At 75.1% G+C, this 18,000-nt stretch carries 19 protein-coding genes; 10 read left to right on the forward strand and 9 right to left on the reverse strand.

All coding sequences use genetic code 11. The annotated features are described in order from the left end of the window. Nucleotides 1-50 precede the first annotated feature (50 nt). Nucleotides 51-722, reverse strand: a complete 672-nt coding sequence (locus BKA21_RS13925) for a response regulator transcription factor (RefSeq protein ID WP_140460712.1) — start codon at nt 720-722, stop codon at nt 51-53. 79 nt (nt 723-801) lie between these two features. Here BKA21_RS13925 and BKA21_RS20225 point away from each other — a divergent pair, with 79 nt between their 5' ends. The 4 genes from BKA21_RS20225 to BKA21_RS13945 all read left to right on the forward strand — a co-directional run bounded on the left by BKA21_RS20225 (nt 802) and on the right by BKA21_RS13945 (nt 3,911). Next, on the forward strand, nt 802-2,019 hold the full coding sequence (locus BKA21_RS20225; protein WP_140460711.1) for a sensor histidine kinase: 1,218 nt from the start codon (nt 802-804) through the stop codon (nt 2,017-2,019). Between the two features lie 222 nt (nt 2,020-2,241). Continuing rightward, entirely contained in the window at nt 2,242-2,631 is a 390-nt protein-coding gene (locus BKA21_RS13935) for a hypothetical protein (RefSeq protein WP_140460710.1), read from the forward strand. 113 nt (nt 2,632-2,744) lie between these two features. Next, nucleotides 2,745-3,209: a signal peptidase I gene (locus BKA21_RS13940; protein ID WP_179625384.1), complete on the forward strand. Its 465-nt coding sequence runs from the start codon at nt 2,745-2,747 to the stop codon at nt 3,207-3,209. Between the two features lie 240 nt (nt 3,210-3,449). Then, nucleotides 3,450-3,911: a hypothetical protein gene (locus BKA21_RS13945; protein ID WP_140460708.1), complete on the forward strand. Its 462-nt coding sequence runs from the start codon at nt 3,450-3,452 to the stop codon at nt 3,909-3,911. A 37-nt stretch (nt 3,912-3,948) separates the two neighbouring features. Here the strand turns inward: BKA21_RS13945 and BKA21_RS13950 are convergent, their stop codons facing one another. After that, nucleotides 3,949-4,749: an SGNH/GDSL hydrolase family protein gene (locus BKA21_RS13950; RefSeq protein ID WP_373308235.1), complete on the reverse strand. Its 801-nt coding sequence runs from the start codon at nt 4,747-4,749 to the stop codon at nt 3,949-3,951. Between the two features lie 46 nt (nt 4,750-4,795). Further along, nucleotides 4,796-5,473 carry a uracil-DNA glycosylase gene (locus BKA21_RS13955; protein WP_140460707.1) on the reverse strand — a complete coding sequence of 226 codons (678 nt, stop codon included), beginning with the start codon at nt 5,471-5,473 and terminating at the stop codon, nt 4,796-4,798. 160 nt (nt 5,474-5,633) lie between these two features. Between BKA21_RS13955 and BKA21_RS13960 the strand changes: the two genes are divergently transcribed. The 3 genes from BKA21_RS13960 (at nt 5,634) to BKA21_RS13970 (ending at nt 6,959) form a co-directional block, all read left to right on the forward strand. Next, nucleotides 5,634-5,936: a DUF3263 domain-containing protein gene (locus tag BKA21_RS13960; protein WP_140460706.1), complete on the forward strand. Its 303-nt coding sequence runs from the start codon at nt 5,634-5,636 to the stop codon at nt 5,934-5,936. Nucleotides 5,937-6,053: 117 nt separating this feature from the next. Next, nucleotides 6,054-6,629, forward strand: a complete 576-nt coding sequence (locus BKA21_RS13965) for a LytR C-terminal domain-containing protein (protein WP_140460705.1) — start codon at nt 6,054-6,056, stop codon at nt 6,627-6,629. Nucleotides 6,630-6,755: 126 nt separating this feature from the next. Continuing rightward, complete coding sequence (locus BKA21_RS13970) at nt 6,756-6,959, forward strand: cold-shock protein (RefSeq protein WP_140460704.1); 204 nt, start codon at nt 6,756-6,758, stop codon at nt 6,957-6,959. Nucleotides 6,960-7,012: 53 nt separating this feature from the next. Here BKA21_RS13970 and BKA21_RS13975 read toward each other — a convergent pair whose 3' ends face one another. After that, nucleotides 7,013-8,509, reverse strand: a complete 1,497-nt coding sequence (locus BKA21_RS13975; protein WP_140460703.1) for a glycoside hydrolase family 15 — start codon at nt 8,507-8,509, stop codon at nt 7,013-7,015. Between the two features lie 267 nt (nt 8,510-8,776). Between BKA21_RS13975 and groL the strand changes: the two genes are divergently transcribed. Beyond that, a complete protein-coding gene (gene groL, locus BKA21_RS13980) occupies nt 8,777-10,402 on the forward strand; it encodes a chaperonin GroEL (RefSeq protein ID WP_140460702.1) in 1,626 nt (541 codons plus the stop codon). Nucleotides 10,403-10,538: 136 nt separating this feature from the next. On the opposite strand, the gene BKA21_RS13985 is transcribed toward groL, so the two are convergent. The 5 genes from BKA21_RS13985 to flgN all read right to left on the reverse strand — a co-directional run bounded on the left by BKA21_RS13985 (nt 10,539) and on the right by flgN (nt 15,165). Next, nucleotides 10,539-11,759: an EAL and HDOD domain-containing protein gene (locus tag BKA21_RS13985; protein WP_140460701.1), complete on the reverse strand. Its 1,221-nt coding sequence runs from the start codon at nt 11,757-11,759 to the stop codon at nt 10,539-10,541. A gap of 131 nt (nt 11,760-11,890) precedes the next feature. Further along, nucleotides 11,891-12,340, reverse strand: coding sequence for a flagellar assembly protein FliW (locus tag BKA21_RS13990; RefSeq protein WP_140460700.1), 450 nt, complete (start codon nt 12,338-12,340; stop codon nt 11,891-11,893). Beyond that, nucleotides 12,337-13,227, reverse strand: a complete 891-nt coding sequence (flgL, locus tag BKA21_RS13995; protein ID WP_140460699.1) for a flagellar hook-associated protein FlgL — start codon at nt 13,225-13,227, stop codon at nt 12,337-12,339. The genes BKA21_RS13990 and flgL overlap by 4 nt, the downstream gene beginning before the upstream one ends. A 5-nt stretch (nt 13,228-13,232) precedes the next feature. After that, nucleotides 13,233-14,663 (reverse strand): flagellar hook-associated protein FlgK, encoded by a 1,431-nt coding sequence (gene flgK / locus BKA21_RS14000; RefSeq protein ID WP_140460698.1) that lies wholly within the window; start codon nt 14,661-14,663, stop codon nt 13,233-13,235. A gap of 10 nt (nt 14,664-14,673) precedes the next feature. Beyond that, a complete protein-coding gene (gene flgN, locus BKA21_RS14005; RefSeq protein WP_140460697.1) occupies nt 14,674-15,165 on the reverse strand; it encodes a flagellar export chaperone FlgN in 492 nt (163 codons plus the stop codon). 423 nt (nt 15,166-15,588) lie between these two features. Here flgN and BKA21_RS14010 point away from each other — a divergent pair, with 423 nt between their 5' ends. Next, nucleotides 15,589-16,449 carry a sigma-70 family RNA polymerase sigma factor gene (locus BKA21_RS14010; RefSeq protein WP_239072992.1) on the forward strand — a complete coding sequence of 287 codons (861 nt, stop codon included), beginning with the start codon at nt 15,589-15,591 and terminating at the stop codon, nt 16,447-16,449. Nucleotides 16,450-16,588: 139 nt separating this feature from the next. Then, nucleotides 16,589-17,788 (forward strand): flagellin N-terminal helical domain-containing protein, encoded by a 1,200-nt coding sequence (locus tag BKA21_RS14015; RefSeq protein WP_140460695.1) that lies wholly within the window; start codon nt 16,589-16,591, stop codon nt 17,786-17,788. The last annotated feature ends 212 nt before the right edge of the window (nt 17,789-18,000 follow it).

The raw sequence follows: 18,000 nt of genomic DNA on the forward strand, positions 1-18,000 counted from the left end.
TCCGGACGCCGCCCCGGACGACGTGCCGGACGCCCGCCGGACGCGGTGCCTCAGGAGGCCGGGCCGGTCTCCTCCAGCAGCCGCAGCGCCGCGCTCACCCGGGGGTTGCGCACCGGGTCGGCGTCGATGCCGAGCGTCGCGTAGACGGCGTGCACGTGGTTCTGCACGGACTTCTCCGTGATGCCCATGCGCTCGCCGATGCCCGCGTTCGACAGCCCCTCGGCCAGCAGCCGCAGCACCTCGTACTGCCGCTGCGTCAGCTGGGCGACGCTCGACCCCGCCCGCGGCGTCATCCGGTCCAGCAGCGCCGGGTCGAGCACCGTCTCGCCCCTCGCCGCCGCACGGATCGCGCCGACGAGGCTCTCCTCGCTGGTCGAGCTGGTCTTCGACAGGTAGCACCAGCCGTGCGCCACGTCCGGCGGCAGGTCGAGCAGGAGGTCCATCGCGTCGTGCGCGGACAGCAGGAGCACTCCCAGGTCGGGCTGCGCGCGCCGCAGCCGCACCCCCAGGGAGATCCCGTTGCCGTCCGGCAGGTCGATGTCGAGCACCACGACCTGCGCCAGCCCGGGCCGCAGCACCCGGGACGCCTCGGCGTGCGTGCGGGCGGTGGCGACCACGTGCAGACCCGGTGCGTCCTCGAGGACACGCTGGAGCATCGTCAGGAAGAGGGGCTGGTCCTCGACGAGGGCGACACGCAGCGGCGGGGAGATGGCCGCAGTCATGGGCCCCAGTATGGTCGCGAGGACGGGTGAGCCCGGGTGCGACATGCCCGGCGGCCCGCGGGGAGGCGGTGCGGGGGCCGTGGAGGTGCACGCCGAGGACCCCGTCGAGGCCCGGGCCCGCGCGCTCGCCGCCCGCGACGACGTGGGGGACCGCCGCGCCATGCTCGGCGCGACGGCGCTGCTCGCGAGCGTCTACGCGGTCGGGGCCGTGCTGCAGTCCGCGTACGTGTACGCGACGCTGGTCCCGGGGTGGCAGGGGGTGCCCGTCACCGCCCGCCTGGCCGCCAACTTCCTCGCGATCGGCGCGCTCCTCGTGGCGCTCGGGGTGCTGCGGGTGCAGCGCTGGCGCAGCCGCTGGGCGATCGCCGGCGGGATCGTCGCCGGGGCGGTCGTGCTCTCCGCGGTCCGCCTGGCGTGCCAGGTCGCCTTCGGCGTCTACACCGACCCCGACCGGTCGACGGTCGAGGCGGAGGTCGTCGCGGGGCTCGTCATCGGCTCCGTCTCGTCCGGCGCGGGGGTCTGGGCCGCCGCGGCGCGGCGCGCGCTGCGCTCCCAGGCGCGCGCCGCCGAGCGCGAGAACCGGCTCGTCCACGACGCCCTGCGCGCCCTCGAGCACGAGGAGGTGCGGCTGCGTCGCGCCGTCGCCGAGGGGCTGCACGCGAGCCTGCAGCAGCGGCTCGTGCTGCTCACCGGTCGCATCGACCGCCTGGCGGACCGGCTGGAGGCGACGGGCACGGTCGCGCCCGGGGACGTGCCCGAGCTGCGGGAGGTGCGCGCCGAGGTCGAGACGGTCCGCGCCCAGGACGTCCGGGAGATGAGCCGCCTGCTGTTCCCCGACCAGCTCGAGATCGGCGTCGTGCCCGCCGTCCGGGCCATCGTGCGCCGGCTGCCCCCGATCATCGCCGTGCGCGTCGCCGCGTCGCCGGAGCTGCGCGCGGTCGACGACCCCGCCGACCCCCGCCTGACGATGGCGGAGCGGCTGCTGGCCGTCCGGGTCGTCGAGGAGGCGCTGACCAACGCCCTCAAGCACGCCACGCCCACGAGCGTCGAGGTCGACCTGGACATGCAGGGCGGCGCGCTCGTGGTGCGGGTGCGCGACGACGGCGACGGCTTCGACCCGGCGACGGTCACCTCCTCGGGCCTGACCCGTCTGCGCGAGCGCGTCCACCTGGTGGGGGGCACGCTCGCCGTCCGGTCCGCCACGGGCGCGGGCACGGGCGTCGAGGCGCGGCTGCCGGTGGAGGCGCTGCGTGCCCGGCCCCGCGGGTCGCAGGCCCCGCCGCGGCACGACGCCTAGCACGCAGGAGACCCGGGCGGGCGGGTGGCCGCCGGACGGGCGACCCGCCTCGGGGTGGGTGCCCGCCGGACGGGCGACGCGATGTGCGGCATGCGCCGGGAATGTCCCGGGTGAAAGAGCCGGACATAGCGGATCACCCAGGTGCCAGCACCCAGACGCCTGTCCAGGTCGCCCGTCAAGGTGGGGGAGATCGTTGCTGAACACCTGTCCGAGGAGCCCGTCATGCCCGCCCCCGTGCACCGCCGCAAGGTCGCCGCCGTCGCCGTCGCGGTGGTCGGCGTGGCCGGTCTGTCCGTCGCGTCCGCGGCCCAGCTGACGATGGCGACCGGCCCGGGCGTGCCCGCCGCCGTCCAGACCACCGGCGCGTGCCAGGACCTGCCGCTGACCGCGTCGTTCGCGCAGGAGCCCGGCGTCGACGCCGCCGCCGTCACCCTCGCCGGCTTCTCGCCGACGTGCGCCGGCCAGGTCTACCGGGTGCAGGTCCTCGACGGCACCGGCGCCGCGCTCGCCGACGTCGAGGGAGCGCTGACCGGCGTGCCCGTCGAGGACGTCGTCGTGGACGTCGCGGCCGGCGCCGGTGACGTCGCGAGGATCGTCGTCACGCTCTCCTGACCGTGCGTCGACGACCCGCACGGCACCGAACCGTGCCCGACGGGGCCGGGCCGGCCGATGGGGTCGTCGTGACCGACGGACCACCTCCCCCCGGGCGCCCGCGCGTGCCCCGGGTGCGTCGCGTCGTCGCGTCCTCGCTCGTCTCCGGCCTGATGTACGCGCTCGCCGCGGTCGCCGTGGTGCTCCTGTGGCCGTCGAGCCTCGGCGGCTGCACCACCCTGACGGTCGTGCGCGGCCAGTCCATGGAGCCCACGCTGCACGACGGCGACGTCGTCCTCGCGCGCTGCGGGCGCCCCGAGGTCGACGACGTCGTCGTCTACGCCCCCGCGGGCTACGACGGCACCCAGATCATCCACCGCGTCGTCGGCGGCGGCCCGTCCGGGTGGGTGCTGCAGGGCGACAACAACGACGTCGTGGACCCCTTCACCCCGACCGACGACGAGGTCGTGGGCGTCGCCCGCCTCACGGTGCCCCACCTGGGCGCGGCCACCGCGTTCCTCGCCCACCCCGGCCCCTGGTCGGCCCTCGTGCTGATCTCGGTGCTGCTGCTCGCCTGGCCCGGCCCCCGCCGGGTCTGACGCCGGCACGGCGGGGAGCGGACGCCCCACCCCGTCGCGCGTGGCGCACGGGTGAACGCGCCGCGCAGACCTGCGACCGGGGCGTCGGCGGGCCGATGGGTGGGACGTGCGCGGGGCGTGCTCACAGTGCCCCGGTGGTGCCGCCCGCCGCCCGTCCTCCCGGGCGGCGGCGGGCGGTGCCGCGCACGGCGCCGAGCAGGATGCCGGCGTCGTCGGACCCACCCACGGAGGGGAGGGGTCGTGGACCGCCCACGCCCGCAGGGCCGTCCCGTGCGACGGCGCGGCACCGACGTGCGCCGGGCACGCTGGGCGGCGGCCCTCGCGGCGGTCGGCGCGGCCGGCCTGTGGTCCTCCTCCCACGCCGCGGGCGACGCGCTGCCCGCGGCGTCCGTGCCGTGCACCGTGCGCGACGTGCGCTGGGCCTACGACGTCGAGGGCCTGGCGCCCCGCGGGCCGGCGCCGGACCTGACGGACCCGGGCGGTCAGCGGACCGGTGCGGCCCCCGCCGTCGTGGGCGTCGCCTTCGCCCACGTGCCGCCGGACTGCACCGGGCGCCTCGCGCGGGTCGTCTACGTCGACGCCGAGGGGCACCCCGTGGCGCGCACGACCGTGCGCCTGTGGACGGGGGTCCGCGACGTGCTCGACGCCCCGCCCGGCGCCCCCGACGCCGTGGACGCCCGCTGGGTGGTCCTGCCGGGCTGACGGGGTCGGCCCCGCCGGGGCGCGCCGGCGACGACGGTCACTCCAGCGGGGTCGGCACCGGTCGCTTGGGGGTCAGCAGGTCGCCCGAGGAGACGCGGCGCAGGCGGCGGGTCATCCAGGGGTAGGCGTGCTCGCGCACCCAGCGGGCGTTCGCGCGCGCCTGGTCCAGCGGCGGGGCCGGCGGCAGCGGGGCCAGCGGGTCGTCCCAGTCGGGCTGGTCGGGCTCCAGGCCGAGGCCGACGAGCGCGGCCTGCGAGACCCGGGAGTGGCCGTCGGGCGTCAGGTGGATCCGGTCGGGGGCCCACATGCGCCAGTCGCGCAGGCTGCGCATGCCCCACACGTCGAGCACGTACGCGCCCCGGCGCCGCGCGATGGACCACACGTGCGCGTTGAAGACGCCCACGCGGCTGCGGGTGACGCGCACGAGCGGGCTCTGCCCGGTGTCGAAGCCGGTGGACAGGAGCACGGCGATCCCTGCGGCGCGCAGCCGGGCGACGGCGTGGTCGAGCGAGGCGGCGACGGTGTCGACGTCCACGGACGGGCGCAGGATGTCGTTGCCGCCGCCGACGAGGCTGACCAGGTCGGGCTCGAGCTCGATCGCGACGGGCAGCTGCTCGTCGAGGATCGACCGCACGAGGCGGCCGCGGATCGCGAGGTTCGCGTACTCCAGCGCGGGCTCGCCGGCGGCCGTGCGCCGGGCCGACAGGTGCGAGGCGAGCTGGTCGGCCCACCCCCGCAGCGGCGCGGAACCGTCCTCCGGGCCGTCCCACAGCCCTTCGGTGAAGGAGTCGCCGACGGCGACGTAGCGGGACCAGCGGGGTGCGGGTGCGGCAGGCATGGCCCCCATCATCACCCCCGGCCCGCCGCGTGCCCAGGCGGGGGCGTCACGGCAGCGTCCAGTCCACGGGCTCGGCGCCCTGCTCGACGAGGAGGGCGTTCACGCGCGAGAAGGGCCGTGACCCGAAGAACCCGCGGCTCGCGGACAGGGGGGACGGGTGCGGGCTCGCGACGACGGGCACGTCGCCCAGCGCGGGGGTGAGCGACTGCGCGTCGCGTCCCCACAGCACCGCGACCAGCGGGCCGCCGCGCTCGACGAGCGCCGCGATCGCCCGGTCGGTGACCTGCTCCCAGCCCTTGCCGCGGTGCGACGCCGGGGCGCCGGGGCGCACGGTGAGCACCCGGTTGAGCAGCATGACGCCCTGGTCCGCCCAGGGGGTGAGGTCGCCCGACGACGGGACGGGGACGCCCATGTCGGCCACGAGCTCGCGGAAGATGTTCGCCAGCGAGCGGGGCACCGGGCGCACCTGCGGCCGCACGGAGAACGACAGGCCCATGGGGTGGCCCGGCGTCGGGTACGGGTCCTGCCCGACCACGAGCACCCGCACGTCGGCGAGCGGTCGGCGGAAGGCGTGCAGGACGGCGTCGCCGGCGGGCAGGTACGGCCGGCCCGCAGCGACCTCCTCGCGCAGGAACGCCCCGGCGGCGCGCAGCGCGGGCTCCACGGGGGCGAGGGCGGCGGCCCAGTCGGGCGCGACGAGCTGGTCGAGCGGCGCGGCGGTCACGGCGCCGCACGCTACCGCCCGCGCGCCCGGTGCGGGCGCGGTTCACGGCCGGTCGAATGACACCTCTGTGATTCCCGCCGTAGCATCGGGTCGCACGCCCAGGTCGGGCCCAGGTCGGGGCTTCGCCCGACGGGACGGTCGAGGAGGAGGAGACGACGCGATGGACGCCACGGTGGCGCTCACCCCGGTGGACGACGTCGACGACGCCGCCGACGGCCTGTCCGACCGGGACCGGAAGGTGCTGGAGTTCGAGCGCCAGTGGTGGAAGTTCGCCGGGGCCAAGGAGCAGGCGGTCCGCGAGCTGTTCGACATGTCGGCGACCCGGTACTACCAGGTGCTCAACGCCCTGATCGACGAGCCCGCGGCCCTCGCGTACGACCCGATGCTCGTCAAGCGTCTGCGCCGGATGCGGTCCTCCCGCCAGCGCGCGCGCACCGCCCGCCGCCTCGGCTCCGAGGCCTGAGGGGCGCCGGGCGGATGAGGCGGACCCGGGTGGACCGGACAGGCGGGCGGGACCCGCACCACACCCGGGCGCGCGACCTGCACGGTTCGCACACCCCGACCCGTTAGCCTTGCCGCCGTGAGCAAGGCCGACTACCCGTACCCGGAGGACGAGTTCGACGTCTCGTCGCCGGACTCGCCCCGTGGCGTGCACCGCGCGCCGCGCTCGGCGTGGAGCCGGTGGTGGCCGTTCCTGGCGGTCCTCGTCGTCGTCCCCGCCCTCGCCTTCGCCGCCGTCAGCTACCTGACCGCGGGCGGCGACTCGTCGATCGGCGGCACCGACGACGCGGGCGGTGGCGCGTCGCAGACCCCCGCGCCGACCGAGACCGCCACGCAGACGGAGGCCCCCGCCGAGGAGGTGCCCGCGGCCCCGGCGCTCGAGACGCCCGTGCAGGTGCTCAACGGCGCCGGCATCGAGGGCCTCGCCACCCGCGTCACCGGTGAGCTCAACGCGGTCGGCTTCACCTCCGTCACGGCCGGGAACGCGTCGGCCCCGCTGCCGGCGGCCTCCACGATCTACATCGGCTCCGAGGACCTGCGGGTCACGGCCGACCTCGTGGCGACGACCCTGGGCGTGCCCACGGTCGAGGTCAACATCGGGACCGCGCCCGCCGGCATCGTCCTCGTGCTCGTCTCGGACCCCGCCGTCGGCTGACCCGCAGGTCACGACGTCATCACGGCACCCGTCCGGACCCTGGTGGGTGAAGTCTCCACCCCACTAGGCTCCACGCACCGGGGGACGGCGGATCTTCCCGGGGCACCGGACGTCGAGGAGCAAGGCATGGCCCAGGGCACCGTGAAGTGGTTCAACGCGGAGAAGGGGTACGGCTTCATCACCCCGGACGGCGGAGGTCAGGACCTGTTCGTGCACTACAGCGCGATCCAGTCCGACGGCTACCGCAGTCTCGAGGAGGGGCAGGCCGTGGACTTCGAGGTCGGGCAGGGCACCAAGGGCCCGCAGGCCGAGCAGGTCCGGCCCCTCTGACCCGCAGGACCGGCGGCCCGACGCGCGCGACGCGGACGGGCCGCCGCCGCGCGTCAGGGCGCGAGGGCGTCGAGGGCCAGGAGCGCGCAGGCGGCGCTCCAGCCGAGCGGCGCCACGGCGGCGGGTGAGCCGTCGGCGAGGATCTTCTCCGGGATCGACCCGCTCGGGGTGCGGTGCGCGTCGAGCACGTCGAGCCAGCGGCGGGCCTGCGCCGCGTCCCCCTGCTCGGCCGCGACCCAGGCGTACAGCGACGTCTGCGGGGTCCACGTGACGCCGTCCTGACGCCACCCGGCACCGGGCGCCAGGCCGCCCGTGGGGCGCAGCATGGCGGGGACGGACGCCTGCCACGCCGCCACGGCGCCGTCCCCGGGCGTCGACCAGAACGGCGCGAGCGCGAACGCCGACGCCGCGTCGAGGGCCGCGCCGTCGGCGTGCCGGGTCCAGCCCGCGGGGGCGAAGGTCGCCACGACCGCGCTGCGGCTGCTCGCGGCGAGCGCCGCCGCGGCGTCGGCGCCGTCCGCGTCCCCGGCGGCGGCGAGGACCGTGGCCGCCTGCTCGAGGCCCGCGACGAGCGGTGCCGCCGTGCCGAGGGTCAGCTCGTCCTCGGGGACCTCCCAGTAGTCGGGCGACGCGGGCGGCAGACCGTCCGCCCCGAGCAGCGCCGTCGCGTGGGTGAGCGACGCGCGGACCTGCGGCGCCAGGGCCGCGGCGACCGGTGCGCGTCCCGCGGCGGGCACCTCCGCCAGCACGAGCCCGGCCGCCCACATCGACCAGCCCGTGCCGTCCGTCTGGGTGCCGCGGTCGTCCGGCGGGCCCGACGCGTCGGGCAGGTACCGGGCCTGGAACGACCCGTCGTCCTCCTGCACGCGGGCGAGGAACCCGAGGACCTCGAGGGCGTCCTCGACGTGCCCGGTGCGCGCCAGCGCCACCGCGACGAACGCGGCGTCCCGCGGCCACACGTAGCGCCACATGGCCGACCAGCCGGCGACGACCGCGCCGTCGCCGAGGTCGAGCGCGTGCAGGTCGAGGAGCGCGGCGCGGGCCATGTCCTCGTAGGGACCGCCCGCGCCGGGCACGGTGCCGTCGGCGAGCCAGGCCTCCTGGGCGGCCCCGGCCGTGCTCGCGGCGCCGGGGGTCGCCGCGCGGTCGGTGGCGGGCGTCGAGCCGAGCGTCGCGGCGAGGTGCGCCGCCGCCGGGTCCGGCACGCGCGTGCCGGGCAGGTAGACGGCCAGCGCGTCGGCGGGGACGCCTGCCCGCGTGCCGTCGGCGAGCACGGCCACCGCCTGCTGGTCGAGCGCGACGACCGCGTACCCGCCGGCGGCGGCCGGTGCGCCCCCCGCGGCGGCCGGGGCGGGGACCGCCGCGGCGACGGCACCGCCACCTGCTGCCGCCCCGGTCTCCGGCGCGCCCGCGGTCGTGGCGGCCGGGCGGGCCGGCGGCGGTCCGCCGGCCGCGCCCGTCGCGGCGAGGCAGCCGGCGACGAGCAGGCCGACGGCGGCGCGGACCCGCCGCACCGCGGGCGCCGACCGCTCGGCGGTGTGACGTGGCACACGCGCACCCTAGTGCGTGCCGGTCGCCCGGCGGGAGGGACATCGGCCCGTGGTGGAGCCTGACGGGCCCCGCGCGGGCGGGGCGCTGCTTGCACTCTCCGGGGTCGAGTGCTAACCATTGGACTTAGCACTCTCCGGTGGAGAGTGACAGCAGCATCCCGGCCGTCAGGTGAGGGTGCCCGCGCGCGGGACGTGACCGCGCGCAGGACCCGTCCGTCGCGGGCACCGACCGGCCACCCCACGAACCGGAAGAAGGATCACAGCCCCATGGCCAAGATCATCGCCTTCAACGAGGAGGCCCGGCGGAGCATGGAGCGCGGGCTCAACACGCTCGCCGACACCGTCAAGGTCACCCTGGGCCCCAAGGGTCGCAACGTCGTGCTCGACAAGAAGTGGGGCGCGCCGACGATCACCAACGACGGCGTCTCCATCGCCAAGGACATCGAGCTCGAGGAGCCCTTCGAGCGGATCGGCGCCGAGCTCGTCAAGGAGGTCGCCAAGAAGACGGACGACGTCGCCGGTGACGGCACGACGACCGCGACCGTCCTGGCCCAGGCCCTCGTGCGCGAGGGTCTGCGCAACGTGGCCGCCGGCGCGAACCCCATCGCGCTGAAGAAGGGCATCGAGAAGGCCGTCGAGGCCGTCACCGAGCAGCTCCTGGTCCAGGCCAAGGAGGTCGAGACCAAGGAGGAGATCGCCGCCACGGCCGCGATCTCGGCCGGCGACCCGGCGATCGGCGAGCTCATCGCCGAGGCGCTGGACAAGGTCGGCAAGGAAGGCGTCATCACCGTCGAGGAGTCCTCGGCGCTGGGCCTGGAGCTCGAGCTCACCGAGGGCATGCGCTTCGACAAGGGCTTCCTGTCGGCCTACTTCGTCTCCGACCCCGAGCGTCAGGAGGCCGTCCTGGAGGACGCGTACGTCCTGCTCGTCGAGTCGAAGATCTCGAACGTCAAGGACCTGCTGCCGCTGCTGGAGAAGGTCATCCAGGCCGGCAAGCCGCTGTTCATCGTGGCCGAGGACGTCGAGTCCGAGGCGCTCGCGACGCTCGTCGTGAACAAGATCCGTGGCATCTTCAAGTCGATCGCCGTCAAGGCGCCCGGCTTCGGCGACCGCCGCAAGGCGATGCTGCAGGACATGGCCGTCCTCACCGGTGGCCAGGTCGTCTCCGAGACCGTCGGCCTCAAGCTCGAGAACGTCGGCCTCGAGGTCCTCGGCACGGCCCGCAAGGTCGTCGTCACCAAGGACGAGACCACGATCGTCGAGGGCGGCGGCGACGCGGCCCAGATCGCCGGTCGCGTCGCGCAGATCCGTGCCGAGATCGACAACTCGGACTCGGACTACGACCGCGAGAAGCTCCAGGAGCGCCTCGCCAAGCTCGCCGGCGGCGTCGCCGTCATCAAGGCGGGCGCGGCCACCGAGGTCGAGCTCAAGGAGCGCAAGCACCGCATCGAGGACGCCGTGCGCAACGCCAAGGCGGCCGTCGAGGAGGGCATCGTCGCCGGTGGTGGCGTCGCGCTCATCCAGGCCGGTGCGCAGGCCTTCGCGACCCTCAAGCTCGAGGGCGACGAGGCGACCGGTGCCAACATCGTGAAGTACGCGATCGAGGCCCCGCTCAAGCAGATCGCGATCAACGCCGGCCTCGAGGGCGGCGTCGTGGCGGAGAAGGTCCGCAACCTCCCGGCCGGCCAGGGCCTCAACGCCGCGACCGGCGTGTACGAGGACCTGCTCGCCGCGGGCGTCAACGACCCGGTCAAGGTCACGCGCTCGGCGCTGCAGAACGCCGCGTCGATCGCCGCGCTGTTCCTCACCACCGAGGCCGTCGTGGCCGACAAGCCGGAGAAGGCGCCCGCCGCCCCGGCCGGTGGCGGCGACGACTTCGGCGGCGGCTTCTGACCCGCTGACGCGTCCTGGTCGTCGTGAGACGACCACGCCGTAGACGACAGGGCCGGTCACCCCTCACGGGGTGACCGGCCCTGCTGCGTCACGACCCTGCTGCGGGCCCGCCCGGCGGGAGCCGGGGGAGCGGGTGTCAGGCGGCCGAGGCCATCTGCATCGCGAGGCCGAGGGCCAGGGGGACCGCGTCGAGGTACGCGTGCGCGACCTCGTAGTCGTCCAGGCCGGTGCTCGCGAGGGCCGCGGGGTCGTTCTCCTCGTGCGCGAGGACCGCGGCCAGGACGGTGCCCAGCCGGCCGCGCTGGTGCACCAGGGCCTCCGCGAGGTCCGCGGACACGCCCGTGCGGGCCACCATGGCCTCGACGGGGACCCGCAGGTACGAGGCCACGGCCGAGAGCAGGCCGACGGTGTAGCCGACCTCGTCGCCCGCGAGCGTCGCGCACGCGTGGGCGCGGGTGAGCAGGAACCACAGGCTGTCGACGGTGGCCGGCTGGGCACCGACGAGCGACGCGGTGGCCAGGGCGCCGAGCTGGCGCGGGCCGACCATGATGACGGCCTGCCGCACCGAGTCGACCTTGTGCCGGACGCCGAACGCCGAGGAGTTCACCAGGTGCAGCACGCGCATCGACAGCGCGGGGTCGGACTCGACGAGCTTGATGATCGCCGGCTGGTCGAAGCTCTCGCGCGAGAGCAGCCGCAGCAGCTCCAGGCACTGGATCTCGCCGACGCCGAGCTCGCGGTGCTGGTCGATCTCGGGCCGGCGCAGCACGAGCGGGCCCTGGAGCAGCTCGGCACCGGCCTCGAGGGCAGCACCGATGCGCTCCCGGGTGGTCGCGCGCTCGGCGATGACCACGGCGCCGCCGTCCGACGCGCGCTGCACGAGCCGCGTGAGCACGTCCTGCGGGAGGCCGGCGTCGACCTTGACGAACTGCACGTACGGCAGCAGCACGTCCTGGACGCGCTCGCCCACGTAGTCGACGAGCGCGAGGCGCACGTCGGCCTGGTGGTGGCGGTCGAGCAGGTGGCGCACGTCCTCGCGCCCGGCCAGGCCGCGGCCGATCTCCAGGCCCACGCCGTGCGGGGACTCGGGCAGCGGCTCGGCGCCGCTGAGCAGGCGGCTCGTCGCACGCAGCAGCAGGGGGCGCTCGCCCGCGACGGCGGGGATGTCGAGCATGCGGTAGGCCGCGTCGACGAGGTGCTCGACGGTCGCGTCCGAGACGGGCCCGCCGTCGGGACCCAGGGCCAGGGCGCGCACCGCGTAGGCGAAGACGCTGCGGTCCGGGTGGACCACGGGCTGGCGCTGGATGCTCAGGTTCGGGCGTACGCGGGGGTGACGCTCGATGGGCTGCGCGGTCACGGTGGCCTCCAGGTAGTCGTGCTCACCCGGTCCATCGGCAGCCGTGCGCCCGGTGTGAGAGGTACGGGTGCCCTTTCCACCCGGGTGATCCCCCTGACCTGCGGCGTGGCGTGTGGTAAACGCCGTCCCGCTCAGCCGATCGGTGCGCGCAGCGGCAGGTCCTCGTCCAGCACGACCTGCTGCGCCAGGCCCCGCGCGGGGTCGACGAGGAGGGGGGCGAGCAGGTTCGCGGTGTGCTGGTCGCGGTCGTCGCCCGCGGGGTGCACGACCACGAGCAGCAGCGTGCCGGGGGAGCCGGCGCCGTCGGTGCGCATGGCGTCGGCGAGCAGGTCCTGCCCGATCCGCGGCGCGTAGTCGGGGAAGAACGCGTGCGGCGCCGCGACGAACAGGCGCACGGGGTGCGCACCGCCCGGCGCGCTGCGCAGCGAGAACAGCGTGCCGGAGTCCTCGATCGGCTCGAGCGCGTACTCGGTGCGCCCGGGCAGGCCCGGGAGCTCGGCCGCCAGGTGCAGCACGGAGGGGACGTCGCGGTCGCCCGACGGCGTCGCGACGCGCACGGTGGTGCCCACGCCGACGCTCATCGCAGGAAGTCCAGGAGCGTGGGCTGCAGCACCTTCGAGGTCGCCGCGAGGGCTCCCTGGTAGGCGACCTCCTGCTGCTGCACCTGGAGGATGATCTCGGCCAGGTCGACGTCCTCGATCGCCCCGAGCTGCGTGGTGAGCGTCAGCGCACCGTCCTGCAGCGTGCTCTTCGCGTTGAGGACGTGGTTGTGACGGGCGCCGACCGACGCGACCTCGCGCAGCATGCCCTGCATGCGCACGTCGAGGGCGTCCTGCTCGGCCGTCAGGTCCGTGCCGGCGCGCATCGACGCCGCGATCGTGTCGAACAGCTCGAACACGGTGCCGGTGCCGGTGTCGCCGAAGACGGACTGCCCGTCGCCGTCGACCCGCACGGTCGTCTCGGGCCCGACCTGCCGCGTCACGCTCGCACCCGCGACGCCCTGGTAGGCGTAGGGCGTGGTGGCGCCGAACGCCTGGGGCGCCGACGAGGTGCCGGCGAACACCGACCGACCGCCGTACGTCGTGTTGGCCTGCGCGAGCAGCTCGTCGCGCAGCGCCTCCACCTCGGCCGCGAGGGCCTCGCGGGACTCGGCGTTCAGGGCGCCCGAGCCGGCGCGCACCACCAGGTCGCGGGTGGCGCGGACGATCGACAGCGAGGACGTCAGCGCGGTGTCGACCGTGCTGAGCCAGGCGTCGCCGTCGGCGGTGTTCCGCTGGAGCTGGGTGTTCTGCCGCTGGTCGGCGCGCAGCCGGAGCATGTCCTGCGCGCCGGACGGGTCGTCCGACGGCACCTGGATCTTCTTGCCCGAGGACATCTGGGCCTGCAGCTTCGAGGCCGCCGAGAGGTTCATCTGCAGGTTGGCCAGCGTGGAGCGCTGGACCGTGGCCTGGGTGACTCGTGTGATCACTGCCATCACCTTCCGACGACGCCGGTGCGGTTGATCAGGGTGTCCAGCATCTCGTCGATCGCGGTCAGGACGCGAGCGGCACCTTCGTACGCGCGCTGGTACGCGAGCATGTTGACCGTCTCCTCGTCGACGTCGACCGAGGTCTGGGCCAGCTGCTGGGACTGCGCCGTGGCCAGCGCGGTCTGCGCGACCGACGAGCGGGACGTGGCGCTGGCGGTCTTCACGCCGACGTCCGTGACGACCGAGCGCCACTGGGCGTCGGGGCCGGTGGACGCGGAGCCGAGGCGACTGATCGCGAGGGCGACCGTGCCGTCGAACGCGCCCTGCCCGGCGGCGCCGGCGGCGACCTGGTCGGCCGACGTCAGCGCGACCCGGATGCCGAGCGCAGCGGGCTGGCCGGCGTCGAACGTGAAGAAGTCGACGCCGGTGGTGGTCTCGTCGCGGGCGTACCCGGTCTGGTGGATCGCGTTGAGCTGGCCGGCGAGGCTGGTGGCGAGCGCGTCGTAGCGCGCCGCGGCCTCGGTCAGCAGCCCGCCGGTGCCGGACCCGTCGGGCGGGGCGAGCACGGAGAGCAGCCCGCCGACGCGCCCGCTCTCGATGCCGACCACCTGGGTGGGCTTGTCGGCCCAGACGACCTGCACGGGCGTGCCGGCCGTGGCCTGGCTGAAGGCCGTGGCGCCGGAGACGGCGAGCGCGGAGACCTTGTCGCCGCGGACCATCGCGTTGCCGCCGACGAACAGGTCGACCTGCCCGTCCTGGCGGACCTGGGCGGTGGCGCCGACGAGGCCGGCGAGCTCGGTGACGAGCTGGTCGCGCTGGTCGGACAGCTCGTGCGCGGTGGCTCCGGAGTTGGTGATCGACAGGATCCGCTGGTTGAGGTCGGCGACCGACGCGGCCGCGACGTTGGCGCGCTCGACGAGCGCGCCCGTCTCGAACCGGGTCTGGTCCCACTGGGTCCGCGCGGTGGCGTACAGGGTGTGCAGGCTGTCGGCGACGGCGACGCCGCGCTCGAGCAGCACCGCGCGGGCGGCGTCCTGGTCGCTGCCGTTGGACACGTCGGCCCAGCCGGCCCAGAAGTCCGAGAGCTGGTTGGCCATCGCCGTCTTGGCGGGCTCGCCGATGCCCTTCTCGAGCGCGGTGTACGCCTCGGCCTGGGCGGTGAGGTAGCCCGACGTGCCGCTCGCGGCGCGCAGCCGGTTGTCGACGAAGACGTCGCCGAGGCGCTGGATGTTCGACACCTGGGTGCCGAGGCCGACGCCGTCCGAGGTCGCGAACATCGACGGCACGGTGGCCGACGGCAGGGCGCCCAGCAGCGCGCGCTGGCGCGTGTACCCGACGGTGTTGGCGTTGGCGACGTTGTTGGCCGAGACGTCCAGCGCGGTGCGCTGGGCGATGAGGGAGCTGAGGGCGGTCCCGAGTCCGGAGAAGGTGCTCACGCGCGGTGTCCTAGATCGACTGGTCGAGCAGGTGGGCGGTGTGGGTGTCCGACGTGCGGTGGCCGTGGCCGTCGTACGTCTGCACCGTGTCCTGCAGGGACGCGAGGGTCTCCTGCGCGGCGCGGTGGGAGACCGCGAGGAGCTCGCGGTTGCCGTCGGCGAGCGTGGAGATCTCCGACGTCAGCGAGGCGAACGCGTCGCGGTGCGAGCGCAGGATGTCGTCCCACGGGGCGGGGGCGTGCTCGGCGAGCTCGGCGAGGCTCGCGCCGGGGTCGAGCCCGAGCGTGCGGGCGACCTCGTCCACCTCGACGGCGCGGCCGAGCTCGGCGGTGCGGATCTCGTCGAGGACGGTCTCGACCTCGCGCGTGGCGTAGCCGAGCCACCGGGTGCGCCCGGCGGTGAGCACCAGCTGCTCCTCCTCGAGCTTGAACAGGAGGAGCTCGAGCAGGTGCCGCTCTCGCCAGAGCACCTCGGACAGCCGTTCGAGGGCGACGGTCGCCATCGCGGGGGTACCTCCGGTCGTCTCGGGCGGTGCCGCGGGGTGCGGCGTCCACTCCTTATCGGCCCGGGCGCACGGGGTGTGACGGTTTCGGGCCGCCTTTCGGGTGAGAGGGGGCCGTGCCCGCGGACGCGCTCCCAGGTGGTGCGGCCCGGGCCCGTGCGGGCGCCGGGCCGGGGGCGGCGCCGTGACCAGCGGTGTCGGGCCGCGCGCCTGGCGGATGAGGGAATCGCCCCGGGCAAGCGTGTGAGGTGCGTCACACGTGCCTGGCAGCGGGTGAAGCGACTCGTCCGCATCGTCCGGGTGCGCCCGCCGCGGATCGTCCGGACACGTCGCGGCTCGACCGAAATGGGCCACGGTGACCGCTCCCGAACTGGACGGACGTCCACGCTCAAGCGGAGCAACGCGTCCACCGACCGGACCAGCGTGAGCACGCACACCACCGCCGACGACCTCGCCCTCGCACACATGGCGCTCGTCGGCTACAACGTCACCGAGATGCTGCACCGCGTCCCGCCCAGCGTGTCGAGGGACGAGCTGGCCTCCGCCGGCTACCTCGCGCTCGTGCAGGCCGCGCGTGCCTACGACCCGTCGACCAACGTGCCGTTCGCGCGGTACGCGTCGCTGCGGATCAAGGGGGCGCTGCTCGACGAGCTGCGCTCCATGGACTGGGCCAGCCGCGGCACCCGCCGCCGCGGGCGCGAGCTCGACCAGGCGGCCGAGCGGCTGCACGCCACCCTCGGCCGCACGCCCACGCGCGACGAGCTCGCCGCGGCCCTCGGCACCGACGTCTCGACCGTCGACGCCACCCGCGCCGCCGCCGAGCGCCGCGTCCTGTCCCTCGACCTGCCCGACAGCGGCGTGGCCGAGACCGTCCGCGACGACCAGCAGACCCCCGAGGAGTCGCTCATCGCGTCCGAGCGGGTGCACTGGCTGCGCACCGCCGTCGACGTGCTGCCCGAGCGCCTGCGCGTCGTCGTCGCCGGCCTCTACCTCGAGGACCGCACCGTCGCCGACGTCGCCGCCGAGCTCGGCGTCACGCAGTCACGGATCAGCCAGCTGCGCACCGAGGCGCTCACGCTCCTGCGCGACGGGCTCAACACCGCGTTCGACCCGGACCTCGTGCCGGCCCCCGAGCGCCCCGACGGCGTCGCCGAGCGGCGACGCCAGGGCTACTTCGCCGCGATCGCGGCCCGCGCCGCCCTGGCGCCCGCCGCGCCCGAGGGCACCGTGCCCACCCAGCGCCCGGCGCCGGCTGCCGCACCCGTGGTGCGCGGCGTCGCCTGAACCACCCCCGCCGACGGTGCGGACGAGGTGCGGGAAAAAACTTCTCGCCCGACTCCTCACAACCGGCGGCGGGGTCCCGATAGGCGGGGTGTGCCCATGGACGGGCCGGCCCTGAACCCCCTCAAGGAGGAGAAGAACGATGGCTCTCTCGATCAACACCAACGTCGCCGCACTGAACGCGTACCGCAACCTGGGCACGACCCAGAACGACCTGTCGAAGTCGCTCGAGAAGCTCTCCAGCGGCCTCCGCATCAACCGCGCGGCCGACGACGCCGCGGGCCTCGCGATCTCCGAGGGTCTGCGCTCGCAGATCGGCGGCACCAAGCAGGCCGTCCGCAACGCCCAGGACGGCATCTCCGTCGTCCAGACCGCTGAGGGCGCGCTCACCGAGACGCACTCGATCCTGCAGCGCATGCGCACGCTGTCGGTGCAGGCCGCCAACGACGGTGGTCTCTCGACCTCCGCCAAGGGCAACATCCAGGACGAGATGGACCAGCTCAAGACCGAGCTGACCCGCATCTCCGACACCACGCAGTTCAACGGCACCAAGCTGCTGGACGGCAACTACTCCGGCGTGTTCCAGGTCGGCGCGAACACCGACGCGCAGGACAAGATCACGGTCTCGGTCCGCACGGCCAGCAACCAGGGCCTCTCGGCCGTGGGCCTGGGCGTCGACGGGGTCGACGTGACGGCCGCGGCGTCCAACGCCAAGACCGCCACGCTCACGACGGCCGCCGCCGCCAGCACGGCCGCCGAGCTCACGGTCGACGCCGCGACGGACTACTCCGACGACGACGTGACCAAGTTCGCGGCGCTCAACGGCACGATCTCCATCGGCTCGAAGTCCCTCGACCTGGCGTCGGTCGACTTCAGCACCGCCACGGACTCCGCCTCGGCCGCCGCGCTGATCGAGGCGAAGGCCGACGAGGTCTTCGGCACGGGTGCGCTCACGGTCGACGCGACCGGCACCGCCGGCCTCGTCTTCACCGGCGCCACCCCGGGCGCCACCGCGTCGGCCGCCGAGGCCGCCCTGACGGAGCCCAGCTTCGCGCAGGCGTCCGGTGCCACCGAGGCGATCGACCTGATCGACGCCGCGATCACCGAGGTCTCCTCGGTCCGTTCGCAGCTCGGTGCCGTGCAGAACCGGTTCGACCACACCATCAACAACCTCAACGTGTCGGTCGAGAACCTGTCCGCGTCGGAGAGCCGCATCCGCGACACCGACATGGCGCAGGAGATGGTGCAGTTCACCCGCTCGCAGATCCTCTCCCAGGCCGGCACCGCGATGCTCGCCCAGGCGAAGAACCTGCCGCAGTCGGTGCTCTCGCTCCTCCAGTGAGCACGGGCGGTCGCTGACCGCCGCACGCAGGACCGCACGACCAGCAGGACCCGCACGACGCAGCGGCGGTGGGCAGGACGCACCCGTCCTGGCCACCGCCGCTGCTGCGTCGTCGGCCGGCCCCGCACCACGGGGCCGGCCGGCGGCCGCACCGCAGGACCAGCAGGACCCGCAGCACCGGGCACGGCCCGGTGCCGGACCAGGGAGAGGTA

The sequence above is a fragment of the Cellulomonas oligotrophica genome (assembly GCF_013409875.1).
Lineage (GTDB): Bacteria > Actinomycetota > Actinomycetes > Actinomycetales > Cellulomonadaceae > Cellulomonas > Cellulomonas oligotrophica.

Coding starts and splice junctions, on each gene's coding strand:
- BKA21_RS13925 (WP_140460712.1), bottom strand. CDS start 722: ATGACTGCGGCCATCTCCCCGCCGCTGCGTGTCGCCCTCGTCGAGGAC.
- BKA21_RS13935 (WP_140460710.1), top strand. CDS start 2,242: ATGCCCGCCCCCGTGCACCGCCGCAAGGTCGCCGCCGTCGCCGTCGCG.
- BKA21_RS13950 (WP_373308235.1), bottom strand. CDS start 4,749: ATGCCTGCCGCACCCGCACCCCGCTGGTCCCGCTACGTCGCCGTCGGC.
- BKA21_RS13960 (WP_140460706.1), top strand. CDS start 5,634: ATGGACGCCACGGTGGCGCTCACCCCGGTGGACGACGTCGACGACGCC.
- BKA21_RS13970 (WP_140460704.1), top strand. CDS start 6,756: ATGGCCCAGGGCACCGTGAAGTGGTTCAACGCGGAGAAGGGGTACGGC.
- groL (WP_140460702.1), top strand. CDS start 8,777: ATGGCCAAGATCATCGCCTTCAACGAGGAGGCCCGGCGGAGCATGGAG.
- BKA21_RS13990 (WP_140460700.1), bottom strand. CDS start 12,340: ATGAGCGTCGGCGTGGGCACCACCGTGCGCGTCGCGACGCCGTCGGGC.
- flgN (WP_140460697.1), bottom strand. CDS start 15,165: ATGGCGACCGTCGCCCTCGAACGGCTGTCCGAGGTGCTCTGGCGAGAG.
- BKA21_RS14015 (WP_140460695.1), top strand. CDS start 16,589: ATGGCTCTCTCGATCAACACCAACGTCGCCGCACTGAACGCGTACCGC.